Here is a 20471-nt window from a genome sequence, read left to right as displayed (position 1 = left end):
ACCTCCCTCTGCGGCCCGCGGGCATGGTGCGCCTCGCCCGGGCCGATGAGGTGCGACCACCGGGACCGAGGTGCCGACCGGTCCGTCGCTGCGGGGGACGGAAAGAGATTGCACGAGACGTCTCGTCTCGCTTAGAGTCGCCGGCATGACGGAATCCCCGCGTGCCCACATCGCCATGTTCTCCATCGCCGCCCACGGACATGTGAACCCGAGCCTCGACGTCATCCGCGAGCTCGTCGACCGTGGACACCGTGTCAGCTACGCCATCCCCGCCTCCTTCGCGGAGAAGGTCGCCGCCGTCGGCGCCGAGCCGGTGATCTGGACCTCCACCCTGCCGACCGACGATGACCCCGACGCCTGGGGGACGGAGCTGATCGACAACATCGAACCCTTCCTCGCCGATGCCATCCAGGCCCTCCCGCAGCTCGCGGACGCCTTCGCCGGCGACGAGCCCGACCTCGTCCTGCACGACATCACCTCCTATCCCGCCCGTGTTCTCGCCCACCGCTGGGGCGTCCCCGCCGTCTCCCTCTGGCCCAACCTGGTCCCCTGGGACGGGTACGAGAAGGAGGTGGCGGAGCCGATGACCGCCGAGCTGAAGCAGAGCGAGCGCGGCAAGACGTACTACGCGCGCTTCGAGGCCTGGCTCGCCGAGAACGGCCTCGGCCATGTCACCGCCGACGACTTCGTCTCCCGGCCGCGCCGCGGCCTCGTCCTGATCCCCGAGGTGCTCCAGCCGCACGCGGACCGGGTGAACCGCGCGATGTACACCTTCGTCGGCGCCTGCCAGGGCGACCGTGCCGACGAGGGGGAGTGGCAGCGGCCCGCCGGTGCCGAGAAGGTGCTGCTGGTCTCGCTCGGCTCCTCGTTCACCAAGCAGCCCGCCTTCTACCGCGAGTGCGTCGCCGCCTTCGGTGACCTGCCCGGCTGGCATGTGGTGCTCCAGATCGGCACGCACGTCGACCCCGCCGCACTCGGAGCCGTACCGGGCAATGTGGAGGTGCGCACCTGGGTGCCGCAGGTGGCCGTCCTCAAGCAGGCCGACGCCTTCATCACCCACGCAGGTGCGGGCGGCAGTCAGGAGGGGCTCGCCACGGGCACGCCGATGGTCGCCGTACCGCAGGCCGTCGACCAGTTCGGCAACGCGGACATGCTCCAGTCCCTGGGGGTGGCCCGGCATCTGCCGATGGAGGAGGCGGATGCCGGGCGTCTGCGTGAGGCCGTGCTCGCTCTCGTGGGCGACCCCGAAGTGGCCGCCCGGTGCGAGCATCTGAGGGATCGAGTGGCGCGGGAGGGTGGCACGCCCAGGGCCGCCGACCTCATCGAGGCGGAGCTCGCGCGCTGAGCGGGTCCGCCTGAGAGCTGTCCCGACGTCCTTTGTCCCGCCCCGACCTGCGGAGTTCCGGGGCGGGGCGCCGGTGTTGCGGCTGTGTGAAACCGGGGTCGCGGCGGGTCCGGTCGGCGCATCTGCACGCACGCCCTGGCGATTTCACAGCGGGAACCGGGAGTTCACCCCCCTTGCGCACACCTTCACGGGTCTTCACGTGTCTTCACGCATGGTCATTCCTGCCCCGGGGGCCCCGCCGGCGCTGCCGGCGTCGGTCGGGCGGGGTGCGTCCGGCGCTTCACGTGACCTTCTGAGCAGGCGGAATGCGGGATGCGGCGATCGTCCCTTGGTGGCCGCGCGGCCGTCGATCCGGCCGAGGTAACGCTCGGTCGGCCACCGTGGCCGCTGTGACCAGCCATGGCCGATTCCTTATTACGAAACCTTCTTGAGCAAGTCACACCTCCCTGAGGGTCTTGATCTGCGCTCGTCAATCGGTCAGGGTTTCGAGCCAGCCCCCGGAGATCTTCCGGCCGAGGGCCAATCCCCCCACAGAGAATGACGAGGAGAACCCTCTTCATGGCCAAGCACCAGCGCACCCGTCGCATCAAGCTCACCGCAGCGATCACCGCCGTGGCGGCCGCCGCCGGAGTCACCCTTCTCGGAACCTCGTTCGCGGGAGCCGCGCCGGCCCCCATGGGTACGGTCTACGGCACGGACGCCGCGACCGCGGTCTCCGGCAGCTACATCGTCATGCTGGACGAGAAGAAGGCCGACAAGTCCGAGCTCGCCAAGGAGTACGGCGGAAAGCTCAAGCGCGACTACTCCTCCAGCATCAACGGCTTCTCCGCCAGCGGTCTTTCGGAGACCGAGGCCAAGCGCCTCGCCGCCGACCCGGCCGTCGCCAAGGTGGTGCAGAACAAGAAGTTCAGCATCAACGCCACCCAGGACAACCCGCCGTCGTGGGGCCTGGACCGGATCGACCAGACCCAGACCGCCGGTGACGACGCCTACACCTACCCGGACGCCGGCGGCGAGGGCGTCACGGCGTACGTCATCGACACCGGTGTCCGCGTCACCCACGAGGACTTCGAGGGCCGCGCCACCTCGGGCTTCGACGCCGTCGACAACGACGACGACGCGGACGACGGCAACGGGCACGGCACCCACGTGGCGGGCACCATAGCCGGGGCCGCGCACGGCGTCGCCAAGAAGGCGGACATCGTGGCCGTCCGCGTCCTGGACGACAACGGCTCGGGCACCACCGAGCAGGTCATCGCCGGGATCGACTGGGTCACCGCCAACGCCAAGGGCCCGTCCGTCGCCAACATGAGCCTCGGCGGCGGGGCCGACCCGGCCCTCGACGAGGCGGTCCAGAAGGCCATCGCCGCGGGCATCACCTTCGGCGTGGCCGCCGGCAACGAGTCCAGCGACGCCGGCCAGGGTTCGCCCTCCCGCGTCCCCGAGGCGATCACGGTCGCCTCGTCCACGGAGGGCGACGAGCAGTCGGACTTCTCCAACCACGGCTCGGTCGTGGACATCTACGCCCCGGGCTCGGACATCACGTCCACCTGGAACGACAGCGACAGCGGCACCAACACCATCTCGGGTACGTCCATGGCCACCCCGCATGTCGTCGGCGCGGCCGCCGTCTACCTGGCGGGCCACCAGGACGCCACCCCGGAGGCCGTCGCCACGGCGCTCACCGAGGGGGCCACCCCGGACGCCATCAGCAACGCCACCGAGGGCACGCCGAACAAGCTCCTCAAGATCGTCGAGTAGGACCCGGTCAGTACCCCGGTTCCGACCGGACGCCGGGCGGCGGTGGCCCCACACCCCGCCGCCCGGCCACCGCCGCACACAGCTGCCGCCGCGCTCGCCCCCACGGGGCGCGGCGGCAGCGGCGTGTCCGGGGGCGTTCCCGGGCGTGTCGTCGGAATGCCGCCTGCCGCGCGACGCCTGGCACGTACGCTCGTGGCGTTGTCGAAGTGCCCTGGCAGCTCCGCCGCAAGACCATCCCGGCGCCTTGCGGTCGCACGCACCGGAGGCCGCGCGGCCGTCCTCCGGGCGACGGCGGCAGTCCGACGACAGGCTCTAGGGTGGATGGCCATGACGACGACATACGCGGCGCTGCTGCGCGGCATCAACGTGGGCGGCGCCAAGAGGGTCCCGATGCCCGAACTGCGCGAAGTGCTGGCCGGACTGGGCCACACCGGTATCGCCACCCACCTGCAGAGCGGCAACGCCGTCTTCCGCAGCGACGCCGAGGACGCCGACGCCCTCGCCGCAGGCCTGGAGCAGGCCCTGCGCGAGCGGTTCGGGTTCACCGTCGACTGCCTCGTCCGCGACGCCGCGTATCTCGCGGCCGTCGCCGACGCCTGCCCCTTCCCCGCCGCCGAACTGGAGGGCAAGCAGCTCCACGTCACCTACGCCGACCGTCCCCTGGACCCCGAACGTTTCGCGGACCTGGACGCGGGGGCCTTCCTGCCGGAGGAGTTCCGGATCGGCGACCGCTGCCTGTATCTCTACGCCCCCGAGGGCCTCGGCCGCTCCAAGCTGGCCGTCGCGCTGGGACGCCCCCGCCATGCCAAGGGCATCGTCACCACCACCCGCAACTGGAACACCGTGGCGAAACTGGTGGAGCTGACCCGCGACTGAGCGGCCGCCCGGTACGGTGGGCGGCCGTACGGAGGCGGGGCCCCTCGCGCCCGGCCCCCTGAAGGGGCTCATCCCGAGGGTCCGGTGGCGCTGCTTTCGCCGGGTGATGCCGTCGGCCGACGCCCTCGTCGGCCGAGGAACGGCTACCGGGGTGCCCATCGCGCGGTGAGCAGGTTGGCCTCACCCTCATCTGGCCGGAGGCCGGGGCCAGGTGGCCGGACATCGGCCGGACTCGTCGACAGCTTCCGCGTCCTCGCTGACCACCCGGGCTTCCTCGGACCCGAGCGGGCACGGTCCGGCGGGCTGTCCTACGACTGAGCCGCCACCGAGGCGACGGTCAGCGCGCGGTGACCGAGTGCGCGGCGAGGGGGCGATTCCCAGGCCCTCCGCGCCGCTGCGGCACGCCCGGCCCCTCACGCCGAGAGCGACGCCCCCACCGGCACCCGCGCCTCGTCGAACCGGTCCAGCAGCAGTCGTGCCAACTCCGGTGCGGGGCCCAGCACATCGGCCACCACGTCCGCGCCGGCCGCCTCGGCGCCCGCCGCGATGCGGTCGGGGAGCCGGCCGGGAGCGATGACGTACGGGGCCACCGCCACCCGGTCCACGCCCTCGGCGCGCAGGGCCCGTACGGCGTCCTCGGTGCGGGGAAGGGAAGCGGAGGCGAACGCAGGCCGCACGGCGCACCAACCGGTGTGCCGCAGCTCCCGCGCGATTTCAGCGATCACTGCGATCGCCTCCGGGTCGGATGATCCCGCCGCGGCCAGGACGAGTCCGGTCCGGGGGACGTCGCCGGGGCGGACCCCGGCCTCCCGCAGCCGCCGCTCCAGGGTGGCGTTGAGCAGCGGGGACGGGCCGAGGACGTCGGCCTGGCGGACCCGCAGTCCCGGCAGCCGGGTGCGGGCCTCGCGCAGGACCGAGGGGATGTCGGTCTTGGCGTGGAACGCCCGGGTCAGGAGCAGCGGCAGGGCGACGACCTCGTCCGCGCCCTGCGCCGCCAGGCGCTCCAGCACCCGGGGCACGGACGGGGCGTTGAACTCCAGGAACGCCGTCTCCACCCGCAGTCCCGGCCGCTCGGCACGGACCCGCTCGGTGAGCGCGTGCACGGTCGCGGCGTGCCGCGGGTCGCGGCTGCCGTGGGCGATGACGAGGAGCGTGGGATGCGTCATGGGAGGGCTCAGTTCTTGACGAGGAGACCGCGGCTGCGCAGCACCCACCGCTCCAGCGGACTGAAGATGAGCAGGTCGATGGCGATACCGACGAACAGGATGAGCAGGATCGACAGGAAGATCCCGGGCATGTCGAAGTTGCTGCGGCCGTTCTCCAGCAACTGTCCCAGGCCCAGGCCCAGTTCGGGCGACGAGGCGATGATCTCGGCGGCCATCAGCGAGCGCCAGGAGAACGCCCAGCCCTGCTTGAGACCCGCCAGATAGCCGGGCAGCGCCGCCGGGAGCACGATGTGCCAGGTCCCGCGCAGCCCGGTCGCGCCCAGCGTGCGGCCCGCCCGGAGGAACAGCGGCGGCACCTGGTCGACGCCGGAGACCAGCCCGTTGGCGATCGAGGGCACCGCGCCCAGCAGGATCACCGCGAACATCATCCGGTCGTTCAGCCCGAGCCAGATCACCGCCGGGGCCACCCACGCCACCGAGGGCAGTGACTGGAGCCCGGACAGGATCGGGCCGATCGCGGCCCGGACCAGCTTCACCCGGGCGACCAGCAGACCCAGCGGCGTACCGATGACGACCGCGAGCAGGAAGCCGAGCAGACCGCGCGAGACGCTGGTCCAGACGACGTCCAGCAGCGTGCCCTCCAGCCACATCTGCCGCGCGCTGTCCCACACCGCTGACGGCGGCGGCAGCTTGTAGCTCTCCGTGACCTGGGCGCGGACCAGCAGCTCCCAGAGCAGGAGGACCAGCGCCGCCGCCACCACCGGCGGCAGGACCTTGCGCGTCAGCACCTCGCGTACCGGGGTGCGGCGGATCTGCACGGCGTCCAGGGCGTCCAGACCGGCCTCCAGGCCCGCCAGGTCGTCGGGCTTCCCTCCGGCCGGTCCGGCGGCCGCCCCGTCCGGCCGCTTCCGGCCGGACGTGATGTCAGTGCTGGCCATGTCGGCGGATCTCCCCACGCAGTTCTTCGGTGATCTCGAGGGACAGCTCCGCCACGGCGGCGTCCTCGATGCGGCGCGGCTGCTCGATGCCGACCGTCCACTCCCGGGCGATCCGGCCCGGCCGGGACGAGAGCAGCACGACACGCTGCGCGAGCCGTACGGCCTCCCGGACGTTGTGGGTGACGAAGAGGACCGAGGTGTTCGTCTCCTCCCAGATCCGGGTCAGCTCGTCGTGCAGCACATCGCGGGTGATGGCGTCGAGCGCCGCGAACGGCTCGTCCATCAGCAGCAGTTGGCTGTCCTGGGCGAGCGCGCGTGCCATGGCGACCCGCTGGCGCATACCGCCGGACAGCTCGTGCACCCGCTTGCCGTACGCCCCGCCGAGCCGGACCAGCTCCAGCAGCCGCTCCGCCTCGGCGCGGCGCTGCGCCTTCGGCACCCCGCGCAGCCGCAGGGCCAGTTCGATGTTCTTGCCCGCGGTCAGCCACGGGAAGAGGGCGTGCTCCTGGAACATCAGGGCCGGCCGTCCGCCGGGGGTCTCGATGGACCCCCGCGACGGGCGGTCGAGTCCCGCCACCAGATTGAGCAGCGTCGACTTCCCGCACCCGGACGCTCCCAGGAGGGTGACGAACTCACCCGGAGCGACATCGAGGCTGATGTCGTCCAGTACGAGCTGCTGCCCCGTGGGTCCGGCGAAGGACTTCGAGACGTGCGCGAGACGGGCTGCGTGCTCGACCGTCGTACGGTCCTCGGCCTTGGTGAGGGTGGGGGTCGCCATGGTCGTCACCTCCTGGGAGTCCTTGCGTCCTGCTGCGGATGGGCGGGCTACTTGACGCCGAGACCGGCGTCGGCGGCCTCGGGCAGGCCCTCGGCCTGGAGGATCTTGTTCAGCGGGCCCAGGTCGTAGATGCCCCGGAGGTCCGGCTCCTTGAGGAGACCGGAGGCGACCGAGTGGCCTGCCTGCGTCCTGAGCGTCTCGGCCAGCGGGTCATCGGTGATCTCGATGGACTCCCACGCCGGGTCGAGGATCTCCTGCGGCAGCGGCTTGCCGCTCAGCCTCTCCAGCGCTTTGTTGGCGGAGGCCTTGGCCCGGTCCGGGTCGGCGTTGATCCACTTGTTGGTGGCGACCGACCCCTTCAGCACCGCCTCGACCACGTCCGGGTGCGCGTCGAGGAACTTCTGCGACACGATGATGTTCGTGATCACGAACTTCTTGTCCGGCCACAGGTCCTTCTCGTCGAGGAGCACCTCCGCTCCCTCGGAGACCAGCTTCGAGGCCGTCGGCTCGGGCACCCACGCGCCGTCCAGGTCGCCGGACCTGTAGGCGTCCGGGGTCACCTTGTTGTCCGAGCGGACCACGGAGACGTCGCCCTTGCCGCTCTGCGAGTCGACCTTCCAGCCCTTCTGGGAGATCCAGTTGAGGAAGGCCACGTCCTGGGTGTTGCCGAGCTGCGGGGTGGCGATCCTCTTGCCCTTGACGTCGTCCGGGGTCTTGATCCTGTCCGGGTTGACGACCAGCTTCACCCCGCCGGAGGCCGAACCGGAGATGATCCGCAGCCCCTTGCCCTGGGACTTGGTGTACCCGTTGATGGAGGGGGAGGGGCCGATGAAGCCGATGTCGATGGAGCCGGCGTTCAGTGCCTCGATCTCGGACGGGCCCGCGTTGAAGGTCGTCGACTCGACCCTGGTGCCGCCCAGCTCCTTCTGGATGGTGCCTTCCTGGATGCCGACCAGGGCGGTGGCGTGCGTGAGGTTGGGGAAGTACCCGATCCTCACGGTGTCGGAGGAGAGCTTCTTCCCCGTGGCGGAGACGTTCGCCCGGGAGTCGTCCTTCGCCTGGGAGCCGTAGCCGCAGGCGGTGGCCGCCAGAGCGAGCAGCGGCAGGGCGGCGACGGCGGTGAGGCCGCGGCGAAGGGTGGAGCGGGGGGCAGGCACGGGAGGCTGTCCTCTCGTCGGCCCGGTCTCACGCCCCGCTGTCTGGTCAGGGGGGCGCGGCCGGAAGGTCGGCAGGTCTTCGGGGGTCCGGGTGCGGGGCGCGCGAGCGGTGCGCGTACGTCATCACGCACATCGCCCGACCCCGCCCTGCCCTCCCCCAAGCTCTCGAATCCGCTTGAGCAGGGGGCGCCCCCTCCCGCGGGCGCCGCTGCCCACCCGGCCGCCCTCCTTCGCGAAGGAGGAGAAGGAGTCGGTGGCCATCAGAAGTCCCATGCGGCGTCGTCGTCGGCCGCCTGAACCGTTTCGGCGGCGGCGGCGAACGCGGCGCCCGCCATGCCGGCGCTCAGTGTCGTTCCGTCCGCCGGGTCGATCAGGAGGAACGAGCCGGTGCGCCGGGAGTCCTCGTACGCGTCGAGCGCGAGCGGCTCGGCGGTGCGCACGACGACCCGCCCGATGTCGTTGGCGACGAGCTGCCCCGGGGCCGGGTGCTGGGAGAGGTCGTCCAGGGTGAGCCGGGAGGGGATGTCCTTGACGATCGCCTTGACGGTGCGGGTGGTGTGCTTCAGCAGCACCCGCTGGCCCACCGAGAGCGGCTGGTCGGCGACGTGGCAGACGGTCGCCTCGACGTCCTGGGTGACCGGCGGGGCGTCGTTCGCGGGGGCGATCAGGTCGCCGCGTGAGATGTCGATGTCGTCGGCCAGCCGCAGCGTCACGGACTGCGGCGCCCAGGCGATGTCGACGTGTCCGCCGAGTGCGTCGATGCCGGTGATCGTCGTCGTACGCCCCGAGGGGAGGACGGAGACGGACTCGCCGACCCGGAACACCCCGGCGGCGATCTGACCGGCGTACCCCCGGTAGTCCGGGTGCTCGGCGGTCTGCGGGCGGATCACGTACTGCACGGGGAAGCGGGCGTGGCACGCGGTGAGGTCGTGGCTGACCGGCACCGTCTCCAGGTGCTCCAGGACGGTCGGCCCGCCGTACCAGTCCATGTGGGCGGAGGGTTCCACCACGTTGTCCCCGGCCAGTGCCGAGATCGGGATGGCGGTGATCTCCGGGACGCCGAGGGACGCGGCGTACGCGGTGAACTCCTCGGCGATGGCGGCGAACACGGGCTCCGCGTAGTCGACCAGGTCCATCTTGTTGACGGCCAGCACCACGTGCGGGACGCGCAGCAGAGCGGCGACGGCGGCGTGCCGGCGGGTCTGCTCGACGACGCCGTTGCGGGCGTCGACCAGGACCACGGCCAGTTCGGCGGTGGAGGCGCCGGTCACCATGTTCCGGGTGTACTGCACATGGCCGGGGGTGTCGGCCAGGATGAACCGCCGCCGGGTGGTGGCGAAGTAGCGGTAGGCGACGTCGATGGTGATGCCCTGCTCGCGCTCGGCGCGCAGCCCGTCGGTGAGCAGCGCCAGGTCCGGCGCCTCCTGCCCGCGGCCCCGCGAGGCCTGCTCGACGGCCTCCAGCTGGTCGGTGAGGACCGACTTGGAGTCGTGCAGGAGCCGGCCCACCAGGGTGGACTTGCCGTCGTCGACGGACCCGGCGGTGGCGAAGCGCAGCAGGGTGGTGGCGCTCAACTGCTCAGCTGTGGTGGTCATGGTTAGAAGTACCCCTCGCGCTTGCGGTCTTCCATCGCGGCCTCGGACATCTTGTCGTCGGCGCGGGTCGCGCCCCGCTCGGTGAGCCGGGAGGCGGCGATCTCGGTGATCACGGCGTCCAGCGTGGTGGCGTCGGAGTCGACGGCACCGGTGCAGGACATGTCGCCGACCGTGCGGTAGCGCACCAGACGGGTCTCGGTGGCCTCGTGCTCCTTCGGCCCGCCCCAGTGCCCGGCCGTCAGCCACATGCCGTTGCGGTTGAACACCTCGCGCTCGTGCGCGAAGTAGATCTCCGGCAGCTCGATCCCCTCGCGGTCGATGTACTGCCAGACGTCGAGCTCGGTCCAGTTGGAGATCGGGAAGACCCGGACGTGCTCGCCGGGTGCGTGCCGGCCGTTGTACAGCTGCCACAGCTCGGGCCGCTGACGGCGCGGGTCCCACTGGGAGAACTCGTCGCGCAGCGAGAACACCCGTTCCTTGGCGCGCGCCTTCTCCTCGTCGCGCCGCCCGCCGCCGAACACCGCGTCGAAGCGGTGCTGCTGGATCGCCTCGGTCAGCGGCACGGTCTGGAGCGGGTTGCGGGTCCCGTCGGGGCGCTCGCGGAGCTTCCCGGCGTCGATGTACTCCTGCACGGAGGCGACGTGCAGCCGCAGCCCGTGCTTCTCCACCGTTCGGTCGCGGTAGTCGAGGACCTCGGGGAAGTTGTGCCCGGTGTCCACGTGCAGCAGGGTGAACGGCACCGGCGCGGGCGCGAACGCCTTCAGCGCCAGGTGCAGCATCACGATCGAGTCCTTGCCGCCGGAGAACAGGATCACCGGCCGCTCGAACTCGCCCGCCACCTCCCGGAAGATGTGGACCGCCTCGGACTCCAGGGAGTCCAGGTGGCTCAGCGCGTACGGGTTCGCGGTGTCCTCGGACACGGTGGTGGTGACGGCACTCACGCCAGGCCCCTCTCGGTGAGCAGCGCGTGGAGCGCCGCCGCTGACTCCTGCACGGTCTGCTGGTGCGACTCGATCCGCAGGTCGGGCGATTCCGGGGCCTCGTAGGGGTCGTCGACCCCGGTGAGTCCGCTGATCTCGCCGGCCGCCTGCTTGGCGTAGAGGCCCTTCACGTCGCGCACGGAGCACACCTCGACGGGGGTCGCGACGTGCACCTCCAGATAGGTGGTGGACTCGGCGGCGTGCCGCTTGCGGACGGCCTCGCGGCTGTCGGCGAACGGGGCGATGACGGGGACCAGCACCTTCACGCCGTTGGCCGCGAGCAGTTCGGCGACGAAGCCGATCCGGGCCACGTTGGTGTGCCGGTCCTCGCGGGAGAAGCCGAGGCCCGCCGAGAGGAACTCGCGGATCTCGTCGCCGTCGAGCACCTCCACCCTGTGGCCCTCGGTCCGCAGCCGGCCCGCCAGTTCGTACGCGATGGTGGTCTTGCCCGCGCTCGGCAGACCGGTGAGCCAGATCGTGGCCCCCGCCTCCGTCACGCTCATCGAACTCTCCTGATCAGTCGTCATCAGCCGTGCAGCCCGCATTCGGTCTTGCCCCGTCCGGCCCAGCGGCCGGCCCGTGCGTCCTCGCCCTCCAGCACCCGGCGGGTGCAGGGCGCGCAGCCGACGGAGGCGTAACCGTCCATCAGCAGCGGGTTGGTGAGCACCCCGTGCTCGGCGACGTAGGCGTCCACGTCCTCCTGGGTCCAGCGGGCGATGGGGGAGACCTTCACCTTGCGGCGCCTGTCGTCCCAGCCGACGACCGGGGTGTTCGCCCGGGTCGGCGACTCGTCGCGGCGCAGCCCCGTCGCCCATGCCGCGTACGCGGTCAGCCCGTCCTCCAGCGGCTTCACCTTGCGCAGCGCGCAGCACAGGTCGGGGTCCCGGTCGTGCAGCTTCTCGCCGTACTCCGCGTCCTGCTCGGCGACCGTCTGCCGGGGCGTGATCGTGATGACGTTGACGTCCATCACGGCGTCCACCGCGTCCCGGGTGCCGATGGTCTCCGGGAAGTGGTAGCCGGTGTCCAGGAAGACCACGTCCACGCCCGGCAGCACGCGCGACGCCAGATGCGCGACGACGGCGTCCTCCATCGAGGAGGTGACACAGAAGCGGGGCCCGAAGGCGTCGGCCGCCCACGTCAGAATCTCGGTGGCGGAGGCGTCCTCCAGCTCCCGCCCGGCCCGCTCGGCCAGCTCCCGGAGCTCCTCGTCGGCCAGCTCTCCGCTCAGCAGAGTGCCCGTCATATCGCTTCCCCCTCAACGTCGTTGCGCTGAACACCCCGGGTCAGCAGACCCAGGAACTTCAGCTGGAACGCACGGTTGCAGGAAGCGCATTCCCAGGCTCCGTGGCCGGTCTCGTTGGGGCGCAGGTCCTCGTCACCGCAGTACGGGCAGTAAAACGGAGCGGCTCGCTCGCTCATGACAGCGACTCCGCACTCGCGCGCGCGGCCCAGGCCGCGAAGCGCTCGCCGTCCTCGCGCTCCTCCTGGAACCGTCCGAGCACCCGCTCGACGTAGTCCGGCAGTTCGGCCGAGGTGACCTTCAGGCCGCGGACCTTGCGGCCGAAGCCGGCCTCCAGGCCCAGCGCCCCGCCCAGGTGTACCTGGTAGCCCTCGACCTGCTCGCCGTTCTCGTCCAGCATCAACTGGCCCTTGAGACCGATGTCGGCGACCTGGATCCGGGCGCAGGCGTTCGGGCAGCCGTTGATGTTGATGGTGATCGGGTGGTCGAACTCCGGGATGCGGCGCTCCAGTTCGTCGATCAGAGAGGCGCCGCGCGCCTTCGTCTCGACGATCGCCAGCTTGCAGAACTCGATGCCGGTGCAGGCCATCGTGCCGCGCCGGAACGGGGACGGCGTGACCTTGAGGTCCAGCGCCTCCAGACCGGCGACCAGGGAGTCCACCTGCTCCTCGGCCACGTCCAGCACGATCATCTTCTGCTCGGCGGTGGTCCGTACCCGGCCCGAGCCGTGCGCGTCCGCCAGGTCGGCGATCTTGGTGAGCGTGGAGCCGTCGACCCGGCCCACCCGCGCGGCGAAGCCGACGTAGAAGCGGCCGTCCTTCTGCCGGTGCACCCCCAGGTGGTCGCGCCAGGTCTGGGCGGGCTGCTCGGGCGCGGGCCCGTCGACGAGCTTCCGCTCCAGGTACTCGTCCTCCAGGATCCGGCGGAACTTCTCCGCGCCCCAGTCCGCGACCAGGAACTTCAGCCGCGCGCGGGTGCGCAGCCGCCGGTAGCCGTAGTCGCGGAAGATCCCGATGACCCCGCCGTACACGTCCGGCACCTCGTCCAGCGGCACCCAGGCGCCGAGCCGCACCCCGAGCTTGGGGTTCGTGGAGAGGCCGCCGCCGACCCAGAGGTCGAAGCCGGGGCCGTGCTCCGGGTGGTTCACGCCGACGAAGGCGACGTCGTTGATCTCGTGCGCCACGTCCAGGTGCGGGGAGCCGGAGACCGCGGACTTGAACTTGCGCGGCAGGTTGGAGAAGTCGGGGTTGCCGATGAACCGGCGCTGGATCTCGTCGATCGCGGGGGTGCCGTCGATGATCTCGTTCTCGGCGATGCCCGCGACGGGAGAGCCGAGGATCACGCGCGGTGTGTCACCGCAGGCCTCGGTGGTGGACAGCCCCACCTCTTCGAGCCGTCGCCAGATCTCCGGGACGTCCTCGATACGGATCCAGTGGTACTGCACGTTCTGCCGGTCGGTGAGGTCGGCGGTCCCGCGCGCGAACTCCTGCGAGATCTCTCCGATCACCCGCAGCTGCCGCGTGGTCAGCCGGCCGCCGTCGATCCGGACCCGCAGCATGAAGTACTCGTCGTCCAGCTCCTCCGGCTCCAGCACGGCCGTCTTGCCGCCGTCGATGCCGGGCTTGCGCTGGGTGTACAGACCCCACCAGCGCATGCGTCCGCGCAGGTCGTTGGGGTCGATGGAGTCGAAGCCGCGCTGGGAGTAGATCGTCTCAATACGTGTCCGTACGTTGAGACCGTCGTCGTCCTTCTTGAACTGCTCGTTCCCGTTGAGGGGGGTGTGGTGGCCCACGGCCCACTGACCCTCGCCACGGTGGCGTCCGGCCTTGCGGCGGGGCGTGGCGGGCGCAGGCTTTTCCGGGGTGGCGGCCATGGCAATACGTCCTTCGGGACTGCGGGAGGGCGGCTCTGAGCGGCACACTCGCGCTGAGGCGCGGCGGTGCGCAGGCGGTTCAGAGAGAAGAGAGAGACGGCGGTGCTGGTGCTGTCAGCTCGCCGGACAGATGGCGCTGGACATGCGGCCGAGGTCGACGTGGCGTCGACTCACCAAGGCAATTCCAGTTCCGGACATGACGGAAGCGTGTCACGCGCGTCTTGGGGCAGTCCACCACTATCCAGTATGTGGACGACTGGGTCTCGAAAGATGGGACTGTGTGGCGCCGATCACGGAATGACAGAGCGGCATTGCCGACAAATCGCCCCATCCGGGTCCGAAGGAGAGGGGCAGGGGGGCAGGGAGGAGAAGCAGGCGGCGAGGAGAGCGGCGAAGAGCGGAAAGCGGGTGGGGCGACGAGGTCACCGCCCCACCCGGGGATCTCCGGACGGTCAGGAGGCGTACGCCCCGGGCCACGGACCGGGCGTCGCCACCTCGGGCTCCACCTCGGTCCTCGTGTCGAAGAGCCGGAAACCGCGCCGCAGGTAGTTGTCCATCGCGTGCGGCCCGTCCTTGGAGCAGGTGTGCAGCCACACCCGCTTCGTCGTCGGACGCTCCGGCCAGCGCTCCGCCAGATCCCAGGCGCGCGCCACCCCGTGGGAGAGGAGATGGCCGCCGATCCGCCGGCCCCGGAACGCGGGGATCAGCCCGAAGTACATGATCTCGACCACGCCGTCGTCCTGCGCATCCAGCTCGACGTACCCGGCCGGCGTCCCGTTCTCGTACGCCACCCAGGTCTCCGCGCCGGGCCGCCGCAGAGCCTCCTCCCACTGGGCGTACGTCATGCCCAGCCGGTCGGTCCACCGGATGTCGCCGCCCACCGCCGTGTAGAGGAACCGGCTGAACTCCGGCAGCACCACCTCGGACCGGACGATACGGACATCGCCCTCGGGCGCGCGCGCCGGGCGGAGATCGGCGGGCGAGGTCTGCTCCAGGGACCAGACGGTCACCCGGGTGGTCGGCGCTGCGGACTGCTGGATGTCGCTCATGACGGCCAGACAACCACGGCGCCGTCCGGCGGCGCACAGCGGCCCCGTCCCGTACGCGCCCCGCGACGCCCGCCCGGCGCGCGCGGGCCTTCGGCCCCGGCCGCCCGCACGCTCCCCGGCGCCCCTCTCAGGTGGACCGCGCCGCCGCGCGGGCCGCCGCCACCACCGGCGCCTGGGAGTGCGGCAGCAGATCCGCGCCGTGCTCCGGACGGATCACCTCCACCTCCACCCCGTCCCCGAAGCGGTACGGGCGATGAGCCAGGACCTCCGCCAGATGACGCCGCAGCCGGGAGACCTCGGCCCGGACCGTCACCGTCCGGGTCGGGTCCCCGAAGACGTCCCGCGCCAGCTCCGAGGCCGTCCGCCCCTGCCGGTGCACCGCCAGCGCGTACAGCAGCTCGGCGTGGCGCGGCGAGAGCCGCTGCCGCACGCTGCCCAGCGGCCCGGTCAGATGCACGGCGAGCGCCCGGGGCCGGCTCAGGTCCAGCACCACCCGGCGCGGCTCCCCCGGCACCGTCCCCGTCTCGTCCACCCGCACCAGCCAGCCGCCCGGCAGCGGCTCGGCCTGGCACATGCCGAGCGAGGGCAGCCACACCGGACCCGGCCGCAGCGACTTCGGCAGCGGCAACCGGTCCACCGGAGGCATCCCCGTCACCGCCGCCAGCCGACCGTGCGCGTCCACCGCCAGCGCCCGGCCGCCGATCCGGCACAGGATCGGTGCGGCCACCGCGCGCAGCCGCTCGATCTCCACCAGATGCCGGGTGCGGATCTCACCCTCGGCGAGCCGCGCCACCGAGTCGACCAGGGCCAGCGTCGCCGGATGGAAGGTGGACGCAGGCCCGCTGATGTCGACGATCCCGATCAGCCGCCCGTCGCGCGGATCCCGCACCGGGGCCGCCGCACAGGTCCAGCCGTGCAGCGCCCGGATGAAGTGCTCGGCGGAGTGCACCTGGATCGGGACCCGGGCGGCCAGCGCCGTCCCGATCGCGTTCGTCCCGGTCGCCGCCTCGGCCCAGGCCGCGCCTTCCTCCAGGCAGATGTCGTGGGCCCGGCGCAGCACCCCCGTGTTGCCCTGCCGCCACAGCACCCGGCCCTCGGTGTCGGTCACCACCATGATCTGCTGTGCGGCGTCCGCGATCGAGGCCAGTCCCGCCCGCAGCAACGGCATCAGTTCACCCAGGGCCGTGCTGTGCCGCCGGTGCTCGATCTCGTCCGCCTCCAGCAGCTCGCTCTCCGGCGACTGCTCGGGGTCGATGCCGCTGCGCACCACCCGGTCCCAGGAGGCGTCGATCTCCGCCCGGGGCACCACACCGGACGGCTCGCCCGCCAGCCGGGCCTCACGCGCGCGGTGGAGCAACCGGGTGGCGCCACGGCCCGCCCCCTGGCCCGTCACCCGCAGCACCCCCGCCGCACCTGTCTCCGTCATGGTCCCCGTGCCCCCCGAACGCTTCCCGGTCCCGGCCCGGCCCATCCTGCCGGGCACCCCGCCGGGCCACCGAGCAGTCCACACAACGGTTGCAACCCTTTGCAACTCTGGCGATGCCCTGCGGGTGCGTACCAGAGTGGCAGAAACACCGTGCGCCGGGTTTCCCGGTCGCCCGGTGTCGCATGAGCACGGAGGGTGGTGCCGTGTCGGCGCAGCATCACCCCCCGTCGCTCCCCGCCCGGTGGGCTACCCCGCGGACGGCCGGGCCCGTGCCACCACCGAGGCCAGATCCAGGCTGTGCGGCAGCGTCCCGAACACCGCGCCCCCGTCCCCGCCGAGCCGCGACGCGCAGAACGCGTCAGCCACTTCCGGCGGAGCCCACCGCACCAGCAGCGAACCCTGGAGCACCAGCGCGAACCGCTCCACCAGCCGCCTCGCCCGCGCCTCGATACCCGCCAGATCGGCCAGCTCCGTCAGCAGGCCCTTGATCGCCGCGTCCAGCCGGTGATCCGCCCCGCGTGCCTTCCCGACCTCCCGCAGGAACGCGTCCAGCGCCCGCGGCTCCCGCGAGAGCGCCCGCAGCACGTCCAGCGCCTGGACGTTCCCCGAGCCCTCCCAGATGGAGTTGAGCGGCGCCTCGCGCAGCAGCCGGGGCATCCCCGACTCCTCGACGTACCCGTTGCCGCCCAGGCACTCCAGCGCCTCGCCCACCACGGCGGTGCAACGCTTGGTGACCCAGAACTTCGCGGCGGGCAGCGCGAGCCGCAGAAAGGCCCGCTCCTGATCGGTGTCCGCGTCGTACGCCGCCGCCAGCCGCATGCCCAGCACCGTCGCCGCCTCCGACTCCAGGGCCAGGTCGGCCAGGACATTGCGCATCAGCGGCTTGTCGATCAGCGGCCCGCCGAACGCGTCGCGGTACGCGCTGTGGTGGACCGCCTGCGCCACCGCCTGCCGCATCAGCCCCGCCGAGCCCACCACGCAGTCGAGCCGGGTGGCCGCCACCATCTCGATGATGGTCCGCACCCCGCGCCCCTCCTCGCCGACGAGGCGGGCCCAGGTCCCGTCGAACTCGACCTCGGCGGACGCGTTGGACCGGTTGCCCAGCTTGTCCTTGAGCCGCTGAATCAGGAACACGTTGCGCGAGCCGTCCGGGAGCACCCGCGGCACCAGGAAGCAGCTCAGTCCGCCCGGCGCCTGCGCCAGCACCAGGAAGCCGTCCGACATCGGCGCCGAACAGAACCACTTGTGCCCGGTGAGCAGATACCCGCCCTCGCCGGACAGCGGCTCGGCCCGCGTCGTGTTGGACCGTACGTCGGTGCCGCCCTGCTTCTCCGTCATGCCCATCCCGAAGAGCACCCCGGCCTTCTCGCGCGGGTTCCGCAACCCCTGGACGTACGTGTGCGAGGTCAGCAGGGGCTCCCACACGGCGGCCAGCTCCGGATCGGTGCGCAGCGCGGGCACCGCGGCATGCGTCATCGACAGCGGGCAGCCGTGCCCCGCCTCGGCCTGCGTCCAGACCAGGAACCCCGCCGCGCGCCGGACATGGCCGGCCGGCCGCCCCCAGGCGTCGGTCAGCCCGGCGGACACGGCGTGGCCCAGCAAGCGGTGCCAGGACGGATGGAACTCCACCTCGTCGACGCGATGCCCGTAGCGGTCGTGCGTCCGCAGGACGGGCGGGTGCGCGTTCGCCTGCACGCCCCACTTCTGGGCCTGGGCCGAGCCCGCCGCCCGGCCCAGCTCGCCGAGCTCCTCCAGCGCCACGGGCAGGATCCCGGGCTCGATGTGCCGCTCCACGGCCTCCGACAGGACCCGGTCGGTGGCGAAGACGTCATGGCCGACCAGCGGCGGAACCTGATTGGTCACGGTGTGGGTGGTGGCTGCCATGCCGATACGGTAAGGAGGTGCAGGCAGCAAAGGAAACACCCGAGCGGCCACCGGGCCGACTCCACCGGGCGCGAGTGCTCTACCGCAACGTCTCCAAACGGCGCATGGCGTGGCACTTGCTCAAGGACACCGTCAACTCGTGCATCGAGTACCGCATTCTGGGGCTCGCGGCCGAGGCGGCGTTCTTCACCCTGCTCTCGCTGCCTCCGCTGCTGCTCGGCATGATCGGACTGCTCGGCTACGTCGACGAGTGGACGGCCACCACCACGGTCGCCTCCATCGAGCGCAACATCCTCTCCGCCTCCCAGACGGTGCTCTCCGAGCGCGGGGTCAACGACTTCGCCAAGCCGCTGCTCGCCGACGTCACGACCGGGGCCCGCCCCGACGTCATCTCCCTCGGCTTCGCCATCGCCCTGTGGTCGGGCTCCCGCGCGGTGAACGTCTTCATCGACACCATCACCGTCATGTACGGCCTCGACGGCCACCGCGGCATCGTCAGGACCCGGCTGCTCGCCTTCCTGCTGTACGTCGTCGCCCTGCTGCTCGGCGCGGTGGTCCTGCCGCTGCTGGTCGTCGGACCGGACCGGGTGGTCGAGTTCGTGCCCTGGGGCACCGAGGTGATAGCCGTCCTGTACTGGCCGCTGGTGATACTGCTGACCATCGCGTTCCTCACGACGCTCTATCACGTGTCCGTGCCGGTGCGGTCGCCCTGGATCGAGGACGTGCCCGGGGCGCTGGTGGCGCTCGGCATGTGGGTCCTCGGCAGCTTCCTGCTCCGGATCTACCTGACCAGCACGGTCGAGGGCCCGACCATCTACGGCTCCCTGGCGGCGCCGATCGCCGTCCTGCTGTGGATCGGCATCTCCGCCTTCGCGGTCCTGGTCGGCGCCGCGGTCAACGCGGCCATCGACCGGGTCTGGCCCTCGCTCGCCACGGCCGCCGCCCGCGAGGCGACCGAACGCGCCAGGGCCGCGCAGGCCGCCGAGTTCGTCGCCCGCACCCGCTCGGCCGCCTACGACGGCACGGACGACGACGATGACGAGGACGACGGCCCCGCGTACATGCCCTCCGAGTTCCCCGAGCGCTGGTCCCGCTTCCTGCCGCCCGACGACGTGAAATCCCGGCTGCACGCGACCTGGGAGAAGGAGCCCAAGGACGCGAAGGAGAGCAGCAGGACCCGTCACGCGCGGGAATCGACAGCGGACACCGAGGTCGGGGAGCCGCCCGCCCGCTGACCGCGTTAGCGTGAGGACATGCCCCGGGGACACCAGCGCTACCAGGAGCGGCCCTCCCGGCTGGACGGTGCCGTCGTCTGGACGCTGGACGCCCCATCGGCCCCCGGGCAGCCCGCCCGGTCCGTGCTTCCCGACGGCTGCATGGACCTGCTCTGGAGCGCGGGCCGCCTGATCGTCGCCGGGCCCGACACCCACGCCTTCGAGGTCGACCCGCGCCACCGGGGCTCCTGCTCCGCGATCCGGTTCGCACCCGGCACCGCCCCCGTCCTCCTCGGCGTACCGGCGCACGAACTGCGCGACCACCGGGTCGACCTGGCCGAGCTCTGGCCCCGTACCGCTGTCGCGGCGCTCACCGCACGGATCGCCCGGTCCGCCGACCCCGCCGCCGCCCTGGAGGACTTCGCGCTCGCCCGGTCCGCCGACACCGGCCCGCCCGACCCGCTCGCGGCGGCCGTCGCCGAGGGGCTGCGACGCGGCAGGAGCGTCGCGTCCACGGCAGCCGAGGCCGGCCTCGGCGCCCGCCAGCTGCACCGCCGCTCCCTGGCCGCCTTCGGCTACGGCCCGAAGACCCTGGCCCGGATCCTCCGCCTCCAGCGGGCTCTGGCCCTCATCCGCACCGGCCTTCCGTACGCCGAAGCGGCCTGCGCGGCAGGCTGCACCGACCAGCCGCACCTGGCCCGGGAGATGCGCGACCTGGCCGGCACGACCCTCGGGGCCTACTTCGCGGCAGGCGACGCGTCGGCGAACAGCGACACCCCGCACCCGTCCGGGTCCAGCACCACCGCGTAGCGCTGCCCCCACACCGCGTCCCACGGCTCCAGGTGCCCGGTGTACCCGGCGCCGACCAGCTCCGCGTACACCGCGTCCACCTCCTGCGGGCTGTCGCAGGCGAACGCCAGGGCGACCCGCTCACCGCCGCCCGCGGGCCGCTGCCAGTCCGGGTCGAACGAGGCGATGACCTCCTCCGTGTCCCACAGCAGCCGCTGTCCGCCCGGCAGCGTCACTTCGACGTGGGGCGCGGACTCCGCTCCTTCGGGAATGTCGAGGCCGAGCCGCCGGTAGAAGGCGAGGGAAGCCGCGAGGTCGGAGGTGATGATGCTGGTGGCGTCGAGTCGTGGAGTCATGCCCCGACCGTAGGCCCGCGGCACGCGGCCGTCTTGTACGAATC

20 protein-coding genes are annotated in these 20471 nt (G+C 72.0%); 5 read left to right on the top strand and 15 right to left on the bottom strand.

Going from position 1 to position 20471, the window contains the following annotated elements; all coding sequences use genetic code 11:
• Nucleotides 1–145 precede the first annotated feature (145 nt).
• The 3 genes from mgt to KME66_RS05030 all read left to right on the top strand — a co-directional run bounded on the left by mgt (nucleotide 146) and on the right by KME66_RS05030 (nucleotide 3982).
• On the top strand, nucleotides 146–1345 hold the full coding sequence (gene mgt / locus KME66_RS05040) for a macrolide-inactivating glycosyltransferase (RefSeq protein WP_216319416.1): 1200 nt from the start codon (nucleotides 146–148) through the stop codon (nucleotides 1343–1345).
• A 558-nt stretch (nucleotides 1346–1903) separates the two neighbouring features.
• Complete coding sequence (locus KME66_RS05035; RefSeq protein WP_216319413.1) at nucleotides 1904–3106, top strand: S8 family peptidase; 1203 nt, start codon at nucleotides 1904–1906, stop codon at nucleotides 3104–3106.
• A gap of 327 nt (nucleotides 3107–3433) precedes the next feature.
• Nucleotides 3434–3982 carry a DUF1697 domain-containing protein gene (locus KME66_RS05030; RefSeq protein WP_216319410.1) on the top strand — a complete coding sequence of 183 codons (549 nt, stop codon included), beginning with the start codon at nucleotides 3434–3436 and terminating at the stop codon, nucleotides 3980–3982.
• 413 nt (nucleotides 3983–4395) lie between these two features.
• Here the strand turns inward: KME66_RS05030 and KME66_RS05025 are convergent, their stop codons facing one another.
• The 14 genes from KME66_RS05025 to KME66_RS04965 form a co-directional block, all read right to left on the bottom strand.
• Nucleotides 4396–5148: a sirohydrochlorin chelatase gene (locus KME66_RS05025; RefSeq protein ID WP_216319405.1), complete on the bottom strand. Its 753-nt coding sequence runs from the start codon at nucleotides 5146–5148 to the stop codon at nucleotides 4396–4398.
• A gap of 8 nt (nucleotides 5149–5156) precedes the next feature.
• A complete protein-coding gene (locus KME66_RS05020) occupies nucleotides 5157–6086 on the bottom strand; it encodes an ABC transporter permease (protein ID WP_073221213.1) in 930 nt (309 codons plus the stop codon).
• Nucleotides 6073–6864 (bottom strand): ABC transporter ATP-binding protein, encoded by a 792-nt coding sequence (locus KME66_RS05015; protein ID WP_073221215.1) that lies wholly within the window; start codon nucleotides 6862–6864, stop codon nucleotides 6073–6075. The genes KME66_RS05020 and KME66_RS05015 overlap by 14 nt, the downstream gene beginning before the upstream one ends.
• 47 nt (nucleotides 6865–6911) lie before the next feature.
• Nucleotides 6912–8021: an aliphatic sulfonate ABC transporter substrate-binding protein gene (locus KME66_RS05010; RefSeq protein ID WP_216319402.1), complete on the bottom strand. Its 1110-nt coding sequence runs from the start codon at nucleotides 8019–8021 to the stop codon at nucleotides 6912–6914.
• 260 nt (nucleotides 8022–8281) lie between these two features.
• Complete coding sequence (locus KME66_RS05005) at nucleotides 8282–9616, bottom strand: GTP-binding protein (protein WP_073221220.1); 1335 nt, start codon at nucleotides 9614–9616, stop codon at nucleotides 8282–8284.
• A 2-nt stretch (nucleotides 9617–9618) separates the two neighbouring features.
• Complete coding sequence (gene cysD / locus KME66_RS05000; protein ID WP_073221222.1) at nucleotides 9619–10557, bottom strand: sulfate adenylyltransferase subunit CysD; 939 nt, start codon at nucleotides 10555–10557, stop codon at nucleotides 9619–9621.
• A complete protein-coding gene (cysC, locus tag KME66_RS04995) occupies nucleotides 10554–11123 on the bottom strand; it encodes an adenylyl-sulfate kinase (protein WP_073221225.1) in 570 nt (189 codons plus the stop codon). Before cysC ends, cysD begins: the two co-directional genes overlap by 4 nt.
• Nucleotides 11123–11839 (bottom strand): phosphoadenylyl-sulfate reductase, encoded by a 717-nt coding sequence (locus KME66_RS04990; RefSeq protein ID WP_216319399.1) that lies wholly within the window; start codon nucleotides 11837–11839, stop codon nucleotides 11123–11125. The genes cysC and KME66_RS04990 overlap by 1 nt, the downstream gene beginning before the upstream one ends.
• The gene (locus KME66_RS04985; RefSeq protein ID WP_073221231.1) at nucleotides 11836–12015 is read right to left on the bottom strand and encodes a hypothetical protein; all 180 of its coding nucleotides are present in this window, start codon (nucleotides 12013–12015) and stop codon (nucleotides 11836–11838) included. Before KME66_RS04985 ends, KME66_RS04990 begins: the two co-directional genes overlap by 4 nt.
• Nucleotides 12012–13709: a nitrite/sulfite reductase gene (locus KME66_RS04980; protein WP_073221233.1), complete on the bottom strand. Its 1698-nt coding sequence runs from the start codon at nucleotides 13707–13709 to the stop codon at nucleotides 12012–12014. The genes KME66_RS04985 and KME66_RS04980 overlap by 4 nt, the downstream gene beginning before the upstream one ends.
• A gap of 114 nt (nucleotides 13710–13823) precedes the next feature.
• The gene (locus KME66_RS34530; RefSeq protein ID WP_309486338.1) at nucleotides 13824–13907 is read right to left on the bottom strand and encodes a putative leader peptide; all 84 of its coding nucleotides are present in this window, start codon (nucleotides 13905–13907) and stop codon (nucleotides 13824–13826) included.
• Between the two features lie 254 nt (nucleotides 13908–14161).
• Entirely contained in the window at nucleotides 14162–14758 is a 597-nt protein-coding gene (locus tag KME66_RS04975; RefSeq protein ID WP_216319396.1) for a GNAT family N-acetyltransferase, read from the bottom strand.
• A gap of 127 nt (nucleotides 14759–14885) precedes the next feature.
• A complete protein-coding gene (locus KME66_RS04970) occupies nucleotides 14886–16184 on the bottom strand; it encodes a GAF domain-containing protein (RefSeq protein ID WP_216319393.1) in 1299 nt (432 codons plus the stop codon).
• Between the two features lie 246 nt (nucleotides 16185–16430).
• The gene (locus KME66_RS04965) at nucleotides 16431–18068 is read right to left on the bottom strand and encodes an acyl-CoA dehydrogenase family protein (protein ID WP_216319390.1); all 1638 of its coding nucleotides are present in this window, start codon (nucleotides 18066–18068) and stop codon (nucleotides 16431–16433) included.
• A gap of 74 nt (nucleotides 18069–18142) precedes the next feature.
• Here KME66_RS04965 and KME66_RS04960 point away from each other — a divergent pair, with 74 nt between their 5' ends.
• Both KME66_RS04960 and KME66_RS04955 read left to right on the top strand, forming a co-directional pair.
• Nucleotides 18143–19303, top strand: a complete 1161-nt coding sequence (locus tag KME66_RS04960) for a YihY/virulence factor BrkB family protein (protein ID WP_216329089.1) — start codon at nucleotides 18143–18145, stop codon at nucleotides 19301–19303.
• 18 nt (nucleotides 19304–19321) lie between these two features.
• Nucleotides 19322–20092: a DUF6597 domain-containing transcriptional factor gene (locus tag KME66_RS04955; protein ID WP_216319387.1), complete on the top strand. Its 771-nt coding sequence runs from the start codon at nucleotides 19322–19324 to the stop codon at nucleotides 20090–20092.
• Here KME66_RS04955 and KME66_RS04950 read toward each other — a convergent pair.
• Entirely contained in the window at nucleotides 20020–20427 is a 408-nt protein-coding gene (locus KME66_RS04950; RefSeq protein ID WP_216319383.1) for a VOC family protein, read from the bottom strand. The genes KME66_RS04955 and KME66_RS04950 overlap by 73 nt on opposite strands.
• Between the last annotated feature and the right edge of the window lie 44 nt (nucleotides 20428–20471).

It is taken from the genome of Streptomyces sp. YPW6 (genome assembly GCF_018866325.1).
Classification (GTDB): domain Bacteria; phylum Actinomycetota; class Actinomycetes; order Streptomycetales; family Streptomycetaceae; genus Streptomyces.
The sequence above is the reverse complement of the archived record's forward strand: the minus strand, read 5'-3'. Positions and strand labels throughout refer to the sequence as shown.

Bases quoted from the DNA above. Each gene is read 5' to 3' on its own strand.
- mgt (WP_216319416.1), top strand. From the start codon at position 146: ATGACGGAATCCCCGCGTGCCCACATCGCCATGTTCTCCATCGCCGCC.
- KME66_RS05035 (WP_216319413.1), top strand. From the start codon at position 1,904: ATGGCCAAGCACCAGCGCACCCGTCGCATCAAGCTCACCGCAGCGATC.
- KME66_RS05030 (WP_216319410.1), top strand. From the start codon at position 3,434: ATGACGACGACATACGCGGCGCTGCTGCGCGGCATCAACGTGGGCGGC.
- KME66_RS05025 (WP_216319405.1), bottom strand. From the start codon at position 5,148: ATGACGCATCCCACGCTCCTCGTCATCGCCCACGGCAGCCGCGACCCG.
- KME66_RS05020 (WP_073221213.1), bottom strand. From the start codon at position 6,086: ATGGCCAGCACTGACATCACGTCCGGCCGGAAGCGGCCGGACGGGGCG.
- KME66_RS05015 (WP_073221215.1), bottom strand. From the start codon at position 6,864: ATGGCGACCCCCACCCTCACCAAGGCCGAGGACCGTACGACGGTCGAG.
- KME66_RS05005 (WP_073221220.1), bottom strand. From the start codon at position 9,616: ATGACCACCACAGCTGAGCAGTTGAGCGCCACCACCCTGCTGCGCTTC.
- cysC (WP_073221225.1), bottom strand. From the start codon at position 11,123: ATGACGACTGATCAGGAGAGTTCGATGAGCGTGACGGAGGCGGGGGCC.
- KME66_RS04990 (WP_216319399.1), bottom strand. From the start codon at position 11,839: ATGACGGGCACTCTGCTGAGCGGAGAGCTGGCCGACGAGGAGCTCCGG.
- KME66_RS04985 (WP_073221231.1), bottom strand. From the start codon at position 12,015: ATGAGCGAGCGAGCCGCTCCGTTTTACTGCCCGTACTGCGGTGACGAG.
- KME66_RS04980 (WP_073221233.1), bottom strand. From the start codon at position 13,709: ATGGCCGCCACCCCGGAAAAGCCTGCGCCCGCCACGCCCCGCCGCAAG.
- KME66_RS34530 (WP_309486338.1), bottom strand. From the start codon at position 13,907: ATGTCCGGAACTGGAATTGCCTTGGTGAGTCGACGCCACGTCGACCTC.
- KME66_RS04975 (WP_216319396.1), bottom strand. From the start codon at position 14,758: ATGAGCGACATCCAGCAGTCCGCAGCGCCGACCACCCGGGTGACCGTC.
- KME66_RS04970 (WP_216319393.1), bottom strand. From the start codon at position 16,184: ATGACGGAGACAGGTGCGGCGGGGGTGCTGCGGGTGACGGGCCAGGGG.
- KME66_RS04965 (WP_216319390.1), bottom strand. From the start codon at position 18,068: ATGGCAGCCACCACCCACACCGTGACCAATCAGGTTCCGCCGCTGGTC.
- KME66_RS04955 (WP_216319387.1), top strand. From the start codon at position 19,322: ATGCCCCGGGGACACCAGCGCTACCAGGAGCGGCCCTCCCGGCTGGAC.
- KME66_RS04950 (WP_216319383.1), bottom strand. From the start codon at position 20,427: ATGACTCCACGACTCGACGCCACCAGCATCATCACCTCCGACCTCGCG.